Source organism: Actinacidiphila epipremni (assembly GCF_012034175.1).
Classification (GTDB): domain Bacteria; phylum Actinomycetota; class Actinomycetes; order Streptomycetales; family Streptomycetaceae; genus Actinacidiphila; species Actinacidiphila epipremni.
On sequence record NZ_JAATEJ010000036.1, the window covers coordinates 1 to 16,241 of the forward strand.

A 16,241-nucleotide genomic window follows, 5' to 3' on the forward strand; every position below is an offset into this window, starting at 1 on the left:
AGTTCGCCGGCCGTTCCAAATCGGCCGCTTTGGCTTCCGTGCCCTCATTCCGAAAACGCACGCGCGGACGAACCCCGGCCGTGCGGCCGTGGTCGTTCCGGTGTTTGTTGCGGGATGGCCGTCCGGGGACCGACCAGGGTCGGCGCTCACGTCGGACAGCTCGGAGAACATTACGCATCTGACCGGGGGGTGTCAACTTCGTGCGGGACCCTTCACAGCGCGGGGGTGGGCGCTACCCTGATGCCATGACGTCGCGTACGTGTCACAGCTCCCAGTGGTGGGCCGCCTAGAGGCGGCCCCTGGACTCACGTACGCACCCACGGCCGCCGCTCTGGCGGCCGTTGTCGTTTTGCCGGCCGCGCTGTCCCGAGCGGCGGTCTCCCGAACGGAACCGGACGAACCGAACAGGAGACGGCAGCGATGACTCGCACTCGCACTCTCAGTGGCGTGAAGCCCACCGGGCATCTGACCCTCGGCAACTACCTCGGTGCGCTGCGGCGGTGGGCGGAGGAGGACCAGCACCGGGCGGAGTCGTTGTTCTTCGTGGCGGATCTGCACGCCCTCACCGTCGAGCACGACCCGGCGCGGGTGCGGCGGCTGAGCCGGCAGGCGGCCGGGCTGCTGCTGGCGACGGGGCTGGATCCGCGGGTGTGCACGCTGTTCGTGCAGAGCCATGTGGACGAGCACGCGCGGCTGTCCTACCTGCTGGGGTGCGTCGCCACGGACGGCGAGATGCGGCGCATGATCCAGTACAAGGAGAAGTCGGCGCGGGCGCAGGCGGCCGGGCAGAGCGTACGGCTGTCGCTGCTGACGTATCCGGTGCTGATGGCGGCGGACATCCTGGCGTACGGGGCCGACGAGGTGCCGGTCGGGGAGGACCAGACGCAGCATGTGGAGCTGACGCGGGACCTGGCTGAGCGGTTCAACCAGCGGTACGGGCAGGCGTTCGTCATCCCGCGGGCGACGCGGCCGGCGGCTGCGGCGCGGGTGATGGACCTCCAGGACCCGTCGACCAAGATGGGGAAGTCGCATGGCGCGACCGCGGGGATCGTCTATCTGCTGGACGAGCCGGACGTCGTCACGAAGAAGGTCATGCGGGCGGTGACGGACAGCGAGGCGGGCGTCACGTACGACCGGGAGGCGCGGCCGGGGCTGGCGAACCTGCTGGAGATCCTGGCGGCCTGCACGGGCAAGGAGGCGGCGGCGCTCGCGGCGGGGTACGACGCGGCGGGGGCGGGCTTCGGGGTGCTGAAGAAGGATGTGGCCGAGGCGGTGGTGGAGCTGCTGCGGCCGGTGCGGGCGCGGCATGCGGAGCTGAGTGCGGATCCGGGGTACGTGGACGGGGTGCTGCGGGAGGGCGCGGCGCGGGCCCGGGCGGTGGCCCGGCCGACGGTGGACGCGGCCTACCGCGCGGTGGGCCTGCTCCCGCCGGCCTGAGCCGCCGCCCCCGCCGCGGGGCCGGTCGGCGTCACCGCGGGGCCGGACGCCGTCATACGGTCCGGCCTCGCGGTGGGCGCCGGAAGGTGCGTGCGGCTCATGTTCCGGAGGCCAGCTCGCGGCTGCGGTCGCGGGCGGCTTCGAGGGCGGCGAGGAGGGCGGCGCGCACTCCGTGGTTCTCCAGCTCGCGGATGGCGTTGATGGTCGTGCCGGCCGGGCTGGTGACGGCTTCGCGCAGCTTGACGGGGTGTTCTCCGCTGTCGCGCAGCATGACCGCGGCGCCGATCGCGGACTGCACGATCAGGTCGTGCGCCTGGGCGCGGGGCAGGCCGAGGAGGATGCCGGCGTCGGTCATGGCCTCGACGAGGTAGTAGAAATACGCGGGCCCGGAGCCGGACAGGGCCGTCGCCGCGTCCTGCTGCTTCTCGGGGACGCGCAGCGTCTTGCCGACGGGCTGGAAGATGGCCTCGGTGCGGGCGAGGTGGGTCTCGTCGGCGTGCCGGCCGGCGGAGATGACGGACATGCCCTCGTCGACGAGCACTGGGGTGTTGGGCATGACGCGGACGACGGGGGTGCCTTCGGCGAGGCGTTCCTCGAAGAACGTCGTGGGGATGCCGGCGGCGGCGCTGATGACGAGCCGGTCGGCGGGCAGGTGCGGGGCGAGCTCGTCGATCAGGGCGGACATGTCCTGCGGCTTGACGGCGAGGATGAGGGTGTCGGCGGTCTTGGCCGCCTCCGCGTTGCTCACGCACTCGATGCCGTAGCGGGCGCGCAGCTCCTCGGCTCGCTCCGGGCGGCGGGCGGTGACGAGCAGATCGGCGGGGGCCCATCCGGCCCGGATCATGCCGGAGAGCAGGGCCTCGCCGATCTTGCCTGTGCCGAGGACGGCCACGTGTCGCTGGGTCATGGTCCCCATCATGCCCGGTGCGGTGGGGGGTGGGTCAGAAGTTATCCACAGGGTGGACTCACGCGGTCCTGCGGCGCAGCGTCGCGGCTCCGAGGGCCAGGGCGAGCAGCGCGCAGCCGGCGACGACGGCGAGGTCGCGCACGAAGTCGCCGGTCACGCCGGTGTGGTGGACGACCTGGGTCATGCCGTCGACGGCGTACGACATGGGGAGCACGTCGGAGACGGCGTGCAGGACGGGCTGCATGTCGCCGCGCGGCACGAACAGGCCGCACAGCAGGAGCTGCGGGAGCAGCACGGCGGGGAGGAACTGCACGGCCTGGAACTCGCTGGCGGCGAAGGCGCTGACGAACAGGCCGAGGGCGGTGCCGAGGAAGGCGTCGGCGAGGGCGACCAGGAGCAGCAGCCAGGCGGAGCCGGCGACGTCGAGGCCGAGGACGGCGACGACCAGGCCGGTGGCGAGCGCTGCCTGGACGACGGCGACGACGCCGAAGGCGAGGGCGTATCCGACGAGGAGGTCGGCTTTGCCGAGCGGCATGGTGAGCAGCCGCTCCAGGGTGCCGGAGGTGCGTTCGCGCAGGGTGGCGATGGAGGTCACCAGGAACATCGTGATGAGCGGGAAGATGCCGAGCAGGGAGGCGCCCGCGGAGTCGAAGGTGCGGGGGCTGGCGTCGAAGACGTACTTCAGCAGGGTCAGCAGGACGCAGGGCACGACGAGCATCAGGGCGATGGTGCGCGGGTCGTGGCTGAGCTGGCGCAGGACGCGGCGGGCGGTGGCGAGGGTGCGGGCGGCGTTCATCGCGTGGTCGCTTCCTTTGCTTGTCCTGCTGCTTCACCTGCTGCTTGACCTGCTGCTTGTGCTGCTTCGGCGTCGGCCTGGTCGACCAGCCGGAGGAAGGCGTCCTCGACGGTGTCGGCGCCGGTGCGCTCGCGCAGGGCGTCGGGGGTGTCCTCGGCGAGGAGCCGGCCGTCGCGCAGCAGGAGCAGGCGGTGGCAGCGTTCGGCTTCGTCCATGACGTGGGAGGAGACCAGGACGGTCGCGCCGCGGTCGTCGGCGAGGCGGTGGAAGAGGGCCCACAGGTCGCGGCGCAGGACGGGGTCGAGGCCGACGGTGGGCTCGTCGAGGACGAGGAGCTCGGGCTCGCCGAGCAGGGCGACGGCGAGCGAGACGCGCCCGCGCTGGCCGCCGGAGAGGTTGCCGGCGAGGGCGTCGGCGTGCGAGGTGAGGTCGACGTCGTGCAGGACGTGGTCGACGTGGCCGGCGCGGTCGTGGCGGGGGATGCCGAGGACGGCGGCGTAGTAGTCGAGGTTCTGCCGGGCGGTGAGGTCGCCGTAGACGGACGGCGCCTGGGTGACGTAGCCGACGCGCGGGCGCAGGTCGCGGTGTCCCGCGGGGCGGCCGAGGACGGTGAGGGTGCCGGTGACGTGGGCCTGGGAGCCGGCGAGGGCGCGCATGAGGGTGGACTTGCCGCAGCCGCTGGGGCCGAGCAGGCCGGTGATACGCCCGCGGGGCAGCGTGAAGGCCAGGTCGTCCAGGACGGTGCGGCCCCCGCGGACGACGCGGAGGCCTGCCGCCTCGACGGCGGGCCCGGGGTTGTTATTCATCATGTGATGAATAAACACCCGCGGTGCGCGCCACGTCAACCCCTGGGCATGGCCATGGCTGAGGGGAGCGTCAGGGTCATCCCCTATGGCGTTTGCGGGCAGGCCGGGAGGACCGTAGCGGTATGAACCGTGCATCCCGCGAAAACGCTCTCACCGGCGCGGAAAAACGGCAGCTGGCCGTGGCCTCCGCGTCCCTCGGCCCATGGCGGCCCGCGGCCGTCGTCGGCGCGCTCGGCGGCGGTGTGTCGCTGGCGCTGCACCTGGTCCACGGCCACTTCGGGCTCGGCATCCTGACCGGCGCGGTCTCGATCGCGGCGCTGCTCTTCTTCTGCGTCGGCGGCTCGGGGGCCGTGCTCGGCTACTCCGCGCGCGGCTCGGCGAGCCGCGACCGCCGGTTCCGGCGGTGGGCGCGGTCGCATCCGTGGCAGGTGGCGGCGGTGCCGGCGGTGCTGATGTTCTTCACCGACCTGGTCCTGCGGCAGGTGCTCACCAGCCAGGGGTTCTTCGGGTCGGTGTGGACCGGGCTGTGGCACGGCGCGGTCGTCGCGGCGGTCGTGGGCTGCGTGGGCGTGGTGGGGGCGGCCCGGCGCTGAGCGGCCCGACGCCGAGCGGCCCGACGCCGAGTGGGCCGGCTGCCGCGCCGGCGGATTTCTCCGGGGGCGCTGCCCCGCCGGTCCTGCGGGCGCCGTCCTCCCGGCGGGCGGCTCAGCGGCGGGGCTTGCGCTTGGCGCCCTTGGGCTTCGGCTTTCCGGCCCTGCCCGCCTTGCCGGACCGTTCGGCGCGGGCGGCGTGCCGGGCGCGGGCCTCGGCGTATTCGGTACGGCGCAGGTCCTCGCCGGGGGCCTCGGACAGCGAGCGGACGAAGTAGGCGAGCAGCGCGCCGACGAAGCCGATCGCGTACAGGCCCTGCGTGCCGTCGGAGTCGCCCGCCGGGCGGCGGGCGGAGAAGCCGCGCCAGGTGCGCTGGAAGGCCAGGACGCTGCACAGGGCGAAGCCGACGAAGGCTATGGCGGTGACGAACGTGCCGATGTCGGCGTCGCCGAGCCCCTGGAAGCCGATACGCAGCACGAAGGCGCCCGCCGCGGCGGCGGCCAGCGAGCCGACGGACACGCCGAGCCGGCGCCAGCCGTAGCCGCCGTCGTGCTCGACCCATGTCGTGCCGAAGAAGCGGATCGGCTCGGGGCGCGGGCCGGAGTCCTGGCTCGGGATGCCGGGCCTGCCGTCCGTGCCGGGGTCGGCGATCGCGGTCTGCTGGTCCTCACTCACGCCGTCCATTATGGGCAGGCGTCCGGGCCCGGCGGCAAGCAGCCCGTTATGCGGGCAATGTCACCGGTTCGAGGAGCCGGGCGCGCAGTGCGGCGAGGAGGTCCGGGTCGACGCCGAGGCGTTCGGCGGCGTAGGCGTTGACGGAGCCGTATGTGTCGGCCATCGCCGCGAGGTAGAGGCGCATGACCTCGGCGGGGGCATCGGGGTAGGCCGGCCAGGTGGGGGTGCGGCCGTCGTGCTCGGCGATCCAGTCGGCGAGCAGGCGCGGGGTGGCCAGCCGGGTGAGGGCGAAGTCGTCGACCACGACGTCCTCCGGGACGCCGAGCAGGGTGAGGACCAGCGCCGCGAGCTGGCCGGTGCGGTCCTTGCCCGAGGCGCAGTGGAAGACGACCGGGCCGTCCGTGCCGGCGATGACGTCGAGCGCCTGCCGCAGCTCCTTGACGCCGTCCTCGGCGACCTCCATGAACTTCCCCGCGAGGAACGGCCCGGGCTCGACGTCCGGCGCCTGCGAGGGCTGGTCGTAGGGCCGGTGCTCGATGCTGAGGTTGTGGTACGCGAACGAGGCGTGCTCGGGCACCCGCCCCTTCGCCTCGATCTCCCACGGGTACCGCAGGTCGATGACCCCCGCGACCCCCAGCTCCAGGAACCGCTCCCAGTCCTCCCCCGCGAGCTTGCCGAGCGAGTCCGCCCGGTACAACCGCCCCCACCGCACGGCGTACTCTCCGCCCCCGGCCGGATACCCGCCCAGGTCACGGAAGTTGTGCAGCCGCTCGAACCGTATGTGCCTGCTCATCCGCGCAGCTTACGGCCCGGCGCGAGGGCATCCCCGTCGTCGTGACGCCGACGACCGTCGTCGAGGCGGACGACGGCCGTGTCCCGGTCCGCCGCTGGAACTGGCTCACCTCACTGAGGCCGGGGGCGCCGTCCCGGCATGCGGATGCCCCGCCGGGCGAGGGGCACTGCTCGCGCGGCGGGGCGGCTTCGGGGGGTGCGTCAGATGTGGTGGTGGTGGCGGTGGTGGCGGCCGGCGTACATGGGGGTGATCGCGGCGATCAGGACCGCTGCGACGCCGATCTGCAGGACGTGGCGGATCCAGTCGATGCCGTTGGTGTCGCCGACGCCGAAGGCCGAGGCGAGGCCGTTGCCGACCAGGCCGCCGATGATGCCGAGGATGACGGTCAGCCACAGGGGGATGGGCTGCCGGCCCGGCAGGACGAGCTTGGCGAGCAGGCCGATGATCAGGCCAGCGATGATCGCCCACAGGATTGTCATGACACTGCCTCGCTTTCCGGGCGCTGGGGACTTGGTAGAACGCCCATCGTCCGCTTGCCCGTTCGAAGGCCGGTCACTCCCGGTGATTCTCCCCAGGGGCGTTACGGCATGCGTGACGTCGTGCGTCACGGCTCCCGTCACGGCGTCGGCGCGGCCGTGAAGCGTTCGCCGGCGAAGGCGTGCAGGGCCGGGAGGGCGGCGTCGGGACCGCCGGGGATGCGGTCGAGGCGGATGAGGGGGCAGGCGAGGTGGCCGTCGGCCAGGTGGGCGGAGCCGGCGGGGAGGTGGGTGCCGGGCAGCGGCCAGACGACGAGCCAGGGGCGCTTGTCGGCGGAGTCCGCGCGCGAGCCCACCGTGACGGCCGCGACGTCCGCCCAGGCGAAGTCGATGCCCGTCTTGCCCGCCTCGCGGGCACCGATCCCGTGCGGCCCGACCGCGAGTTGGCGGGGCCGGCGCCACCTGCCGTAGAAGTACGGCAGCCCGTACCAGCCGAGCGCCGCGGGTGCGACGAGGGCCGGGAAGGCCATGACCGGGAGCACGACCGTCTGCGCGGCGAGCGCGGCGACGAAGGGCGCGGTCGCCGCGACCGCGACCACCGCGCACAGCAGCGCGAGCGGGCCGGCCGGGCCGGTCTCGCGGAAGACCCGCTCGCCGTACGGCACCCGGCCCTCGGGGCCGGCGACGGTGACCGGCATGGGCGGGCGGACCGCGCGCGGGACGGCCTCGAAGCGGTCGCCGCCGTACGCGGCGAGGACGGCGGTGAGGTCGCCGAGGTCCTGGTCGAGGTCGTCGGTGTCGACGAGGGCGTAGCGGGTGTCGGTGCCGAGCGTACGGTCGGGGCGGCGCGGCAGCGTGACGCCGGGCGCGAGCCACACCGTCAGGTGAGGCTTGGGCGGCGCGGACTCGTCGTCGCCCGCCGACCGGTAGCGCAGCGCCACCCGGTCGATCTGCCCCCAGCTCAACTCGGCGTCGTGCAGGGTGATGCCGAAGCCGTCGACGCGCAGCCGGAAGGGCCGCCGGGCCCGCCGCACCTCCCACACCCCGCGCCAGCCGACGAGCACGATCGCCGCCACCGCGATCACCGGCCCCGCCGCCCCGTCCGTGCCGCCCACCCCGTGCAGGACCAGCCACGCCACCAGCGCCGCCGCGCCCGCGCCCGCCGCGCACAACAGGCCGGCGCCGCGCCGCCCGACGCGTCTGCCGATCGTGAACTCCACCGTGCCGCCCCCCAGTTCAGGTGTCCCGCCGGAGCCGGAAGCCGGAGAACCCGGTCCCGTACGGGCCGTTCCGCTTCCAGCATCGTCCGCCGTGAGCCTGGCGGAAGACCCCTGCCGCAACGGGTGCGAGGACGCGACCCGCGTGCGGCGAAACGGTGAAGAAGTGAACGGCCGGCGACCGGTGCGTGCGCGGAGCATTGACCACCGACTGACCAGTCAGTAACTTCTGCGGAGCAGCGCCGACTTCATCCGATCTCGCCACATACCCGTATGAAGTACCCCGGGATCCCCTCGGGAGCCCCCCACGAGCTCCCCCGGACTCCCCCGCGAACTCCCCACGACCCCCCCACACATCGAGGAGAGAGCAGATGTCGATGCGCGTCCTCACCCGCGGCCTGGCCGCCGCACTCGCCGCCGGGGCGCTGGCCGTCCTCGGCCTGACCGCCCCCGACACCGCGCAGGCCGCCGCCGGTTCGTATGTCGCGATGGGCGACAGCTACAGCGCCGCCTCCGGCGTACTGCCGCTCGACCCGTCCGCGTCCCTGCTGTGCGTGCGCTCCACCGCCAACTACCCCCATGTGCTGGCCGCCCGGACCGGCCTCGCGCTCAAGGACGTCACCTGCGGCGGCGCCGAGACCTCCGACTTCGCCGGCTCCCAATACCCGGGCGTCGCCCCGCAGTTGGACGCGCTCAGTGCGAGCACCGACCTGGTGACGATGACGATCGGCGGCAACGACAACAACACCTTCATCGACGCGATCCTCGCCTGCGGCTCCGCCGGCATCGTCACCGCCGGCTTCGGCCACCCCTGCAAGACGCTGTACGGCGACACGTTCGTCGACCAGGTCGACAACGGCACCTACCAGGCGGTGAAGTCGGCGCTCCGGGCCGTGCACGCCAAGGCGCCGAACGCCCGGGTGGCCATCCTCGGCTATCCGTGGATCGTGCCCGCGACCGCCGTCCCGGGCTGCTTCGTCCAACTGCCCATCGCCTCGGGCGACATCCCCTACCTGCGCGACCTCCAGACCCACCTCAACTCCGCGGTCCAGCGCGCCGCGAACGAGACCGGCAGCACGTACGTGGACCTGTCCGCCGTCTCCGACGGGCACGACGCCTGCCGGCCGATCGGCACCCGGTGGATCGAACCGGTGCTGTTCGGCACGAACTTCGTGCCCGTCCACCCCAACGCGCTCGGCGAGTCCAAGATGGCCGACCGCACCGCCGCGGTCCTCGGCCTCGGCTGACACCCCCGGTACGCACACGTCCCCCGCGGGCAACTGCCCGCGGGGGACGCCTCGTTGCGTGGGCGCTCAGCCCTCCAGCCGGCTGATGTCGCGCACCGCCCCGCGGTCCGCGCTGGTGGCCATCGCCGCGTACGCGCGCAGCGCCGTCGAGACCTGCCGATCACGCGGCTCACGCGGTGCGTACACCCCGCCGAGCGCCTCCCGGCGGGCCGCCAACTCCTCCTCGGAGACCAGCAGTTCCATCGACCGGGACGGGATGTCGATCCGGATCCGGTCGCCGTCCTGGACGAGCGCGATCGTGCCGCCCGAGGCCGCCTCCGGCGAGGCGTGCCCGATCGACAGCCCCGAAGTGCCGCCGGAGAAGCGGCCGTCGGTGATGAGCGCGCAGCTCTTGCCCAGGCCCCGGCCCTTCAAGTACGAGGTGGGGTAGAGCATTTCCTGCATGCCCGGGCCGCCGCGCGGGCCCTCGTAGCGGATCACGACGACGTCGCCGGGCGTGACCTCCTTGCGGAGGATCTTCTCGACGGCCTCCTCCTGCGACTCGCACACCACCGCGGGCCCCTCGAACGTCCAGATCGACTCGTCCACGCCCGCGGTCTTGACCACCGCGCCGTCCACGGCCAGGTTGCCGCGCAGCACCGCGAGGCCGCCGTCCTTGGAGTAGGCGTGCTCGACGTCGCGGATGCAGCCGCCGGCCGCGTCGGTGTCGAGGGTCTCCCACCGCTCGGACTGCGAGAACGCCTCCGCCGAGCGCACGCACCCGGGAGCGGCGTGCCACAGCTCCACGGCCTCCTCCGACGGGGAGCCGCCGCGCACGTCCCACGCGTCCAGCCACTCCTTGACCGACCGCGCGTGCACGGTGTGCACGTCCTCGTTGAGCAGCCCGCCCCGGTACAGCTCGCCCAGGATCGCCGGGATACCGCCGGCGCGGTGCACGTCCTCCATGTAGTACGTGCCCGTCGGCGCGACGTTCGGCGCGACCTTGGCCAGGCACGGCACCCGGCGCGAGACCGCGTCGATGTCGGTCAGGCCGTAGTCCAGCCCGGCCTCCTGCGCCGCCGCCAGCAGGTGCAGGATCGTGTTCGTCGAGCCGCCCATCGCGATGTCCAGCGCCATGGCGTTGTCGAACGCCGCCGGGCCGGCGACGGACCGGGGCAGCACGCTCTCGTCGTCCTGCTCGTAGTAGCGCCGGGTCAGCTCCACCACGGTGCGCCCGGCCCGCTCGTACAGGTCCTTGCGGGCGGTGTGGGTGGCCAGCACCGAGCCGTTGCCGGGCAGCGCCAGGCCGATCGCCTCGGTCAGGCAGTTCATCGAGTTCGCGGTGAACATCCCCGAGCACGAACCGCACGTCGGGCAGGCGTTCTCCTCGATACGGAGGATGTCGGCGTCCGAGACCTTCTCGTCGACCGCGTCGGCGATCGCGTTGATCAGGTCCAGCTTGCGGACCGTGCCGTCCACGAGCGTCGCCCGGCCGGCCTCCATCGGGCCGCCGGAGACGAAGACGGTGGGGATGTTCAGCCGCAGGGCGGCCATCAGCATGCCCGGGGTGATCTTGTCGCAGTTGGAGATGCAGATCAGCGCGTCCGCGCAGTGCGCCTGCACCATGTACTCCACCGAGTCCGCGATGAGGTCGCGGGAGGGCAGGGAGTAGAGCATGCCGCCGTGGCCCATGGCGATGCCGTCGTCGACCGCGATGGTGTTGAACTCGCGCGGCACCGCGCCGGCCGCCTTGATCGCCTCGGAGACGATCCGGCCGACCGGCTGGAGGTGGGTGTGGCCCGGTACGAACTCGGTGAAGCTGTTGGCGACCGCGATGATCGGCTTGCCGATGTCGGCGTTGTCCACGCCGGAGGCGCGCATCAGCGCGCGGGCGCCTGCCATGTTGCGGCCGTGGGTGACCGTACGTGACCTCAGCTCGGGCACGGTGTCCACTCCCTTGGTTTCCCTGGTTCTTCGCTCAGCTCGTACGACGGGCCTCGTACGACGGGAGCAGCCGCGACGCGCGGCCGTGCCGTCGAGGGTACGCCCGCGGACCATCATCCGGACAGCTCGTCCGGATGACGGAAGGGTGTGCGGTCACTCCGCGGGGTCCGGGCCGGGGGGCCGCGGGCCTTCCGGTGCGGGTGCCTCCGGCGGTGCGTCCGGCGTCCCTGGCTCGTCTGGCGCGTCCGGCGCGTCGGAGCGGCGTACGGCCGGGTCGGTGAGGTAGCGCTGGAGGGTCGGGGCGACGATTGCGACCAGCTCCTGCGCGGAGGCCGACGCGATCGGCTCCACCTTCACCACGTACCGCAGCATGATGATGCCGACGAGCTGGGCCGCGGCCAGTTGCACCCGGAACTCCGGGTCGGCGACCCGCAGCTCGCCCGCCACCCCGGCCAGGACGCGGCGGCCGACCATGCCCCGGAAGACAGCCGCGGCCTGCTCGTTGGTGACCGCCGAGCGGACGATCGCCAGCAGCGGCCCGCGGGTGGCCGGGTCCTCCCACACGCCCAGCATGAAGCGGGCGATCCGCTCCCCCATGCCCTCGGGGCCGCCCGCGGAGACCGCCGCGGGCAGTTCCAGGGCCGCGGGGCCGAAGGACACCTCGATGGCGGCGGCGAAGACCTGCTCCTTCGTGCCGAAGTAGTGGTGGACCAGCGCGGCGTCCACGCCGGCCGCCTTGCCGATGGAGCGCACGGAGGTCTTGTCGTAGCCGCGGGCCGAGAACTCCTCCCGGGCCGCCGCCAGGATCCGCTCCCGGGTGCCGGCCGCCCCGCCGCTCCCGGACCCCGCGGGGCGCCCGCGGCGCCGGGGGGCGTCGGGGCCGGCGGCGGTGGGGGACGTACGGGAGGACGTACCGCCGGACGTGTCCCGTCCGGGGCCGGCGGAGGCGCCCGGGGTCACGCGCGGACCGAGGGGCGGGCGGAGGCCGCGGCGGCCAGGTGGCGGCGGGTGAAGGCCAGCGCCTCGGCGAGGTCGGCCTCCCGCTCGGCCGAGGACATCGCCCGGCGCGTGTTGACCTCGATCACGACGTGCTTGTCGTAGCCGGCGGCGGCCAGCGAGTGCAGCAGCTCCGCGCACGGCTGCGTGCCGCGCCCCGGCACCAGGTGCTCGTCCTTGGCCGAGCCGTTGCCGTCCCCGAGGTGGACGTGCGCGAGCCGGTCGCCCATCCGGCGGGCCATGTCGAGGGCGGCCGTACGGGAGGTCGCGGCGTGCGAGAGGTCCACGGTGAAGTGCCGGTAGTCCTCCTTGGTGACGTCCCAGTCCGGGGCGTACGCGGCCATCTCGCGGTCGCGGTAGCGCCAGGGGTACATGTTCTCGACGGCGAAGCGGACGTCCGTCTCGTCGGCCATCCGCCACACCCCGCGTACGAAGTCGCGCGCGTACGAGCGCTGCCAGCGGAAGGGCGGGTGCACGACGACCGTGGACGCGCCGAGGCGTTCCGCGGCGGCGCGGGCCCGCTGGAGCTTGACCCACGGGTCGGTGGACCATACGCGCTGGGTGATCAGCAGGCAGGGCGCGTGCACGGCGAGGATCGGCATGCCGTGGTAGTCCGAGAGCCGGCGCAGCGCGTCGACGTCCTGGCTGACCGGATCGGTCCACACCATGACCTCGACGCCGTCGTAGCCGAGCCGGGCGGCTATCTCGAAGGCCGTCGCGGTGGACTCCGGGTAGACGGAGGCGGTGGACAGCGCGACTTTCACGCCGGGGGCTCCTGGGGGGCGGGGGGTGGCGTGGCCGGCGGGGGCGCCAGGGGTGTCGTGGGCGCCGCGGCTGCCGGGGGCTCCTGGGGTGTCGAGGGCGCCGGGCACGCCGTGGATGCCGGGGCTGCCGGGGCCGCCGCGGGCGCCGGAGGTGTCATGCGCGCCGCGGGCGCCTGGGCGGCCGGGTGCGCCCGGTGTTCCGGGCATGCCCGTGCCGCCTCGCTTCCTCCGGTCCGCTGCGTCTGCCACGCAAGCCAGCGTACGGCCGGGTCCGGTGCGCGCGGGCGGCTCAACCGCGCCAACGCGCCACCGTGGCCCCGGAAGCGCCGGTCCCGCCGGGGTTGCCGGGGTGCCCTGTGGCGTTGACCACAGGTCCGTGGCCCGCGCCCTGCGGGCCCCCGTGCCCGCCGGCATGGCCGTCCGGGTGGCCCTCCCCCGCGAGGCCGCCCGCGGAGGCGGCGCCCGCGGTGTCGGCGGCCATCACGTCGAGCTTGCGCAGGATCACGCCCTCGCGCAGCGCCCAGGGGCAGATCTCCAGCTCCGAGACGCCGTACAGATCCATCGCGCCCTCGGCGACCAGCGCGCCGGCCAGCAGCTGCCCGGCCCGCCCCTCGGACACCCCGGGCAGCCCGGCGCGCCGCTGCGCGGTCATCTCCGCCAGCCGCGGCACCCACTCCTCCAGCGCCCCGCGCCGCAGCACCCGCTGTACGTACAGCCCCTCCGCGCTGCGCGCCGCCCCGGCGATCCTGGCGAGCTGCCGGAAGGTCTTGGACGTGCCCACGGCGTGGTCGGCGGGCCCGAGCCGGGCGAAGTCGGCGACCGTCCTGGCGATCTCGGCGCGTACGTGCCGCCGCAGCGCCCGTACGTCCTGCGCGGACGGCGGGTCGCCGGGCAGCCACCCGCCGGTCAGCCGGCCGGCGCCGAGCGGCAGCGACACCGCGGTGTCCGGGTACTCGTCCATGCCGTAGCCCACTTCCAGCGAGCCGCCGCCGATGTCCAGGACCAGCAGCTTGCCCGCGGACCAGCCGAACCAGCGGCGTACCGCCAGGAACGTCAGCCGCGACTCGTCCTCGCCGGACAGCACGGTGAGCCGTACCCCGGTCTCCGCCTCGACCCGGGCGAGCACCTGCTCGCCGTTGACGGCCTCGCGCACCGCGGACGTCGCGAACGGCAGGACGTCCTCAGCGCCCTTGTCCTCGGCGACCCGCATCGCGTCCGCGACCGTCGCGACCAGCCGCTCGATCCCGTCCTCGCCGATGGCCCCGCCCGCGTCGAGCAGCTGCGCGAGCCGCAGCTCCGCCTTGTGCGAATACGCGGGCAGCGGCCGGGCACCGGGATGCGCGTCCACCACCAGCAGATGAACGGTGTTGGACCCCACGTCGAGCACTCCCAGTCGCATGGGCAGCACTGTATTCCACCCCCCCGACCAGCCGCTTTCCCTCCACCCCCGGCCACTCAGCCCCCCAGCACCTCCTCCAGATGCCCCCGCAGCACCTCCACCACCCCCGCCCCCGGCGGAACCCCCCACTCCCGCTCCCCGAACCCGCCCTCGAACGCCGCCCGCGAGCTGAACCTGATCTCCCCGCCCGGCGGCACGACCGCCGCCCGCATCCACCCCACGAACCGCGCCGCCTCCGCCACGGTGGCCTCCCCGACGGCGACGCACTCCCGCCCCTCCACACTCACCAGCCCCTCGAACTCGACCCCGTCCTCCGCCCGCGCCCAGAAGCTCAACCGATACAACGGCGTCCCACCCCCGGCGAACGTGCCGCTCGCCTCGGGAAACCCCGCGACAAGCGCCTCCCGCACCGCCACGAGGTCCAGCCCCCAGCCGAACGGCGTCTCGGGCGGCGGGTAGAAGAGGAAAAGGGTCTGGTAGTAATCGTCCACAAGGGTCTCCGGAAGTGAATTCACGGCTGGTACTGAACCGTACCGGTGATGTTGTCGGTGCTCATCAAGGTCTGCCAATAGGCGACGGCGTCCCGCGAGTTCGTGACGATCTCCAGGCCACGGACCTGATCGTTCTGGTCGATGGCCGCGTGATACTTGGCGAGCTCGTCGTGGTCCTTGCCGACCAGGACCGTGTTCGGATTCCACTTGGGCGTTCCATCGGCCTTGTACTCCTGTTCCAGGAGCAATGTGCTCGGCTTACGGAAGCACCTGTTGTCGTCCGCCACGTACTTGGCGTCCACCATGTATCCGTCCGTCGCGCGCACACCGTCGGCGGCAATGGTCCTGCGCACGCCGTGCTCGGTGAAGGGAACGATGCGCTCCGGATAACCCGCGACACGCAGCTGATACGCGTTGGCCGGATCGGCCGGGTTCGGGGTGCCGCCGAAGTCGGCCGGCTGCAGCCCGTTCGCCCAGGCGGTGAAGGCCTGCTGCTCGGCGAGCGTCAAGGGTGTTGTCGTCCCCGGCAGCGCCGGTATCGGAGGCCGGAAGGGTATGGCCGGGTTGACCGGCCGGTAGATCGCCGGAAGCAGGCCCGGCGCCGATGCCAGCACCAGGGGCGGCACAGCCGGCTCCGGGATCGGGACGGGGAGAGGGAGGAGCGGGAAGGGGTCGTACCACGGCAGGTGGCGCCCGGCGCCCGGGATCTTCACACGGCTGCGTGAAGCGTCCAGCGCGTGGGCGACATCGCCGAGCGCGTGTATCCAGGGGTCCCCGTCCACCAGGTCCCGCAGACCGCCGTCATCGCCGTTGCCGCCGAACAGCGGATCGTGCCAGGGCGCGTCCATGTGAAAGGGATTCTGCGTGTTCTCACGGATACGGGACAGCGCCTGCTCGATGTGGGACGCATACTGCGTGCACGCCTGAGCGAGCTGGTCGCAGGCTGCGACGAGGTTCGCGGCCAGAGGTTCGTCCGACTGGGCGAGTGCCGGCGCCGGGCCGAAGCCCACGAACGCCTTGAAATGCGCGCGGAAAGCGTCGGCGGCCTGCCCTGAATGCGCCTTGTCGGCGGTGTGGCCGCACCCCTGGGCGTCGACGAGGAACTGCTGCAGCAACGTTCCCGCCCGCGTCCACGTACCGGCGACGTCCCGTAACTTCTCCGGTGAGCCGCGGAAGCGCCCCCCGCTGTCGCCGGTGCCCAGGTACTGGTCGTTCCAGGAGGTCTTGCCGACGACCTTGGGCAAGTCCTCGCCGAGACCGACAAAACGCTCGGAGCAGCCGCGGGACGGATCGCCCATCTGGACGGTCGGGTCGGGCTGCCGTGCCATGAAGCTTGCGGCGGTCGCGTCCTCCTGGGCGATGAACTCGCGGGCGCTGCGCATCAGCCCCGTCCCGCTCTCGCCCATCATGAAGGCGCTGAATCCCATCTGGTCCAGCGTCTCGGCCGCGGCCGACGTGTACACCTTTGCGAAGTCGTGGCCCGCGTCGTCGTCGCCGGCCATGCCTTCCTGCCGGTCGAGCTCGTGGAAAACAGCAAGTGTGGTGTCCCGGACGCCGATCATCACGCTGTCGACCATCTCCATCGACGCGCTGAGCATTCCGTCGGCCACGACCTGCAAGTCAGCCGGCAGCCCCGCCATCGCCCCACCCCCCGGTACGCAATGTGTACCGCCACCGTACGAGCCGGGGAGGGCGGGCATCGGCAGGTGGAGTGACTCGGCGG

General features: G+C 73.2%; 15 protein-coding genes and 1 pseudogene. 3 read left to right on the forward strand and 13 right to left on the reverse strand.

Going from position 1 to position 16,241, the window contains the following annotated elements; genetic code table 11:
* Window positions 1–420 precede the first annotated feature (420 nt).
* Window positions 421–1,437 carry a tryptophan--tRNA ligase gene (trpS, locus tag HCN08_RS31305; RefSeq protein ID WP_167986692.1) on the forward strand — a complete coding sequence of 339 codons (1,017 nt, stop codon included), beginning with the start codon at window positions 421–423 and terminating at the stop codon, window positions 1,435–1,437.
* 97 nt (window positions 1,438–1,534) lie between these two features.
* Here the strand turns inward: trpS and proC are convergent, their stop codons facing one another.
* Genes proC through HCN08_RS31320 form a run of 3 tightly spaced genes read right to left on the reverse strand, consistent with a single transcriptional unit; the run spans window position 1,535 to window position 3,949 of the window.
* On the reverse strand, window positions 1,535–2,344 hold the full coding sequence (gene proC, locus HCN08_RS31310) for a pyrroline-5-carboxylate reductase (RefSeq protein ID WP_167986693.1): 810 nt from the start codon (window positions 2,342–2,344) through the stop codon (window positions 1,535–1,537).
* 58 nt (window positions 2,345–2,402) lie between these two features.
* Entirely contained in the window at window positions 2,403–3,140 is a 738-nt protein-coding gene (locus HCN08_RS31315) for an ABC transporter permease (RefSeq protein ID WP_167986694.1), read from the reverse strand.
* Window positions 3,137–3,949, reverse strand: a complete 813-nt coding sequence (locus HCN08_RS31320; protein ID WP_167986695.1) for an ABC transporter ATP-binding protein — start codon at window positions 3,947–3,949, stop codon at window positions 3,137–3,139. Before HCN08_RS31320 ends, HCN08_RS31315 begins: the two co-directional genes overlap by 4 nt.
* A gap of 119 nt (window positions 3,950–4,068) precedes the next feature.
* On the opposite strand from HCN08_RS31320, the gene HCN08_RS31325 reads away from it, so the two are divergent.
* On the forward strand, window positions 4,069–4,539 hold the full coding sequence (locus HCN08_RS31325; RefSeq protein WP_167986696.1) for a hypothetical protein: 471 nt from the start codon (window positions 4,069–4,071) through the stop codon (window positions 4,537–4,539).
* 112 nt (window positions 4,540–4,651) lie between these two features.
* Here HCN08_RS31325 and HCN08_RS31330 read toward each other — a convergent pair whose 3' ends face one another.
* The 4 genes from HCN08_RS31330 to HCN08_RS31345 all read right to left on the reverse strand — a co-directional run bounded on the left by HCN08_RS31330 (window position 4,652) and on the right by HCN08_RS31345 (window position 7,701).
* Complete coding sequence (locus tag HCN08_RS31330; protein ID WP_407648915.1) at window positions 4,652–5,221, reverse strand: hypothetical protein; 570 nt, start codon at window positions 5,219–5,221, stop codon at window positions 4,652–4,654.
* Between the two features lie 37 nt (window positions 5,222–5,258).
* On the reverse strand, window positions 5,259–6,005 hold the full coding sequence (locus tag HCN08_RS31335; protein WP_167986697.1) for a tyrosine-protein phosphatase: 747 nt from the start codon (window positions 6,003–6,005) through the stop codon (window positions 5,259–5,261).
* 200 nt (window positions 6,006–6,205) lie between these two features.
* Window positions 6,206–6,484, reverse strand: coding sequence for a GlsB/YeaQ/YmgE family stress response membrane protein (locus tag HCN08_RS31340; RefSeq protein ID WP_167986698.1), 279 nt, complete (start codon window positions 6,482–6,484; stop codon window positions 6,206–6,208).
* Between the two features lie 137 nt (window positions 6,485–6,621).
* Window positions 6,622–7,701: a hypothetical protein gene (locus HCN08_RS31345; RefSeq protein ID WP_167986699.1), complete on the reverse strand. Its 1,080-nt coding sequence runs from the start codon at window positions 7,699–7,701 to the stop codon at window positions 6,622–6,624.
* A 368-nt stretch (window positions 7,702–8,069) separates the two neighbouring features.
* Here HCN08_RS31345 and HCN08_RS31350 point away from each other — a divergent pair, with 368 nt between their 5' ends.
* The gene (locus tag HCN08_RS31350) at window positions 8,070–8,945 is read left to right on the forward strand and encodes an SGNH/GDSL hydrolase family protein (protein WP_167986700.1); all 876 of its coding nucleotides are present in this window, start codon (window positions 8,070–8,072) and stop codon (window positions 8,943–8,945) included.
* 66 nt (window positions 8,946–9,011) lie between these two features.
* Here HCN08_RS31350 and ilvD read toward each other — a convergent pair whose 3' ends face one another.
* The 6 genes and pseudogenes from ilvD to HCN08_RS31380 form a co-directional block, all read right to left on the reverse strand.
* Window positions 9,012–10,868 carry a dihydroxy-acid dehydratase gene (gene ilvD / locus HCN08_RS31355; protein ID WP_167986701.1) on the reverse strand — a complete coding sequence of 619 codons (1,857 nt, stop codon included), beginning with the start codon at window positions 10,866–10,868 and terminating at the stop codon, window positions 9,012–9,014.
* A 153-nt stretch (window positions 10,869–11,021) separates the two neighbouring features.
* The gene (locus HCN08_RS31360; RefSeq protein ID WP_167986702.1) at window positions 11,022–11,828 is read right to left on the reverse strand and encodes a TetR/AcrR family transcriptional regulator; all 807 of its coding nucleotides are present in this window, start codon (window positions 11,826–11,828) and stop codon (window positions 11,022–11,024) included.
* Complete coding sequence (locus tag HCN08_RS31365; protein ID WP_240970618.1) at window positions 11,825–12,835, reverse strand: TIM barrel protein; 1,011 nt, start codon at window positions 12,833–12,835, stop codon at window positions 11,825–11,827. The genes HCN08_RS31360 and HCN08_RS31365 overlap by 4 nt, the downstream gene beginning before the upstream one ends.
* A gap of 271 nt (window positions 12,836–13,106) precedes the next feature.
* Window positions 13,107–14,027, reverse strand: a pseudogene (locus HCN08_RS31370) (Ppx/GppA phosphatase family protein); the annotation flags it as partial.
* A 56-nt stretch (window positions 14,028–14,083) separates the two neighbouring features.
* A complete protein-coding gene (locus tag HCN08_RS31375; protein ID WP_167986704.1) occupies window positions 14,084–14,518 on the reverse strand; it encodes a hypothetical protein in 435 nt (144 codons plus the stop codon).
* 20 nt (window positions 14,519–14,538) lie between these two features.
* Complete coding sequence (locus HCN08_RS31380) at window positions 14,539–16,158, reverse strand: restriction endonuclease fold toxin-2 domain-containing protein (RefSeq protein ID WP_167986705.1); 1,620 nt, start codon at window positions 16,156–16,158, stop codon at window positions 14,539–14,541.
* Between the last annotated feature and the right edge of the window lie 83 nt (window positions 16,159–16,241).

Bases quoted from the DNA above. Each gene is read 5' to 3' on its own strand.
- HCN08_RS31350 (WP_167986700.1), top strand. From the start codon at position 8,070: ATGTCGATGCGCGTCCTCACCCGCGGCCTGGCCGCCGCACTCGCCGCC.
- HCN08_RS31320 (WP_167986695.1), bottom strand. From the start codon at position 3,949: ATGATGAATAACAACCCCGGGCCCGCCGTCGAGGCGGCAGGCCTCCGC.
- HCN08_RS31340 (WP_167986698.1), bottom strand. From the start codon at position 6,484: ATGACAATCCTGTGGGCGATCATCGCTGGCCTGATCATCGGCCTGCTC.
- HCN08_RS31335 (WP_167986697.1), bottom strand. From the start codon at position 6,005: ATGAGCAGGCACATACGGTTCGAGCGGCTGCACAACTTCCGTGACCTG.
- proC (WP_167986693.1), bottom strand. From the start codon at position 2,344: ATGACCCAGCGACACGTGGCCGTCCTCGGCACAGGCAAGATCGGCGAG.
- HCN08_RS31315 (WP_167986694.1), bottom strand. From the start codon at position 3,140: ATGAACGCCGCCCGCACCCTCGCCACCGCCCGCCGCGTCCTGCGCCAG.
- HCN08_RS31330 (WP_407648915.1), bottom strand. From the start codon at position 5,221: ATGGACGGCGTGAGTGAGGACCAGCAGACCGCGATCGCCGACCCCGGC.
- HCN08_RS31325 (WP_167986696.1), top strand. From the start codon at position 4,069: ATGAACCGTGCATCCCGCGAAAACGCTCTCACCGGCGCGGAAAAACGG.
- trpS (WP_167986692.1), top strand. From the start codon at position 421: ATGACTCGCACTCGCACTCTCAGTGGCGTGAAGCCCACCGGGCATCTG.
- HCN08_RS31365 (WP_240970618.1), bottom strand. From the start codon at position 12,835: ATGCCCGGAACACCGGGCGCACCCGGCCGCCCAGGCGCCCGCGGCGCG.
- HCN08_RS31380 (WP_167986705.1), bottom strand. From the start codon at position 16,158: ATGGCGGGGCTGCCGGCTGACTTGCAGGTCGTGGCCGACGGAATGCTC.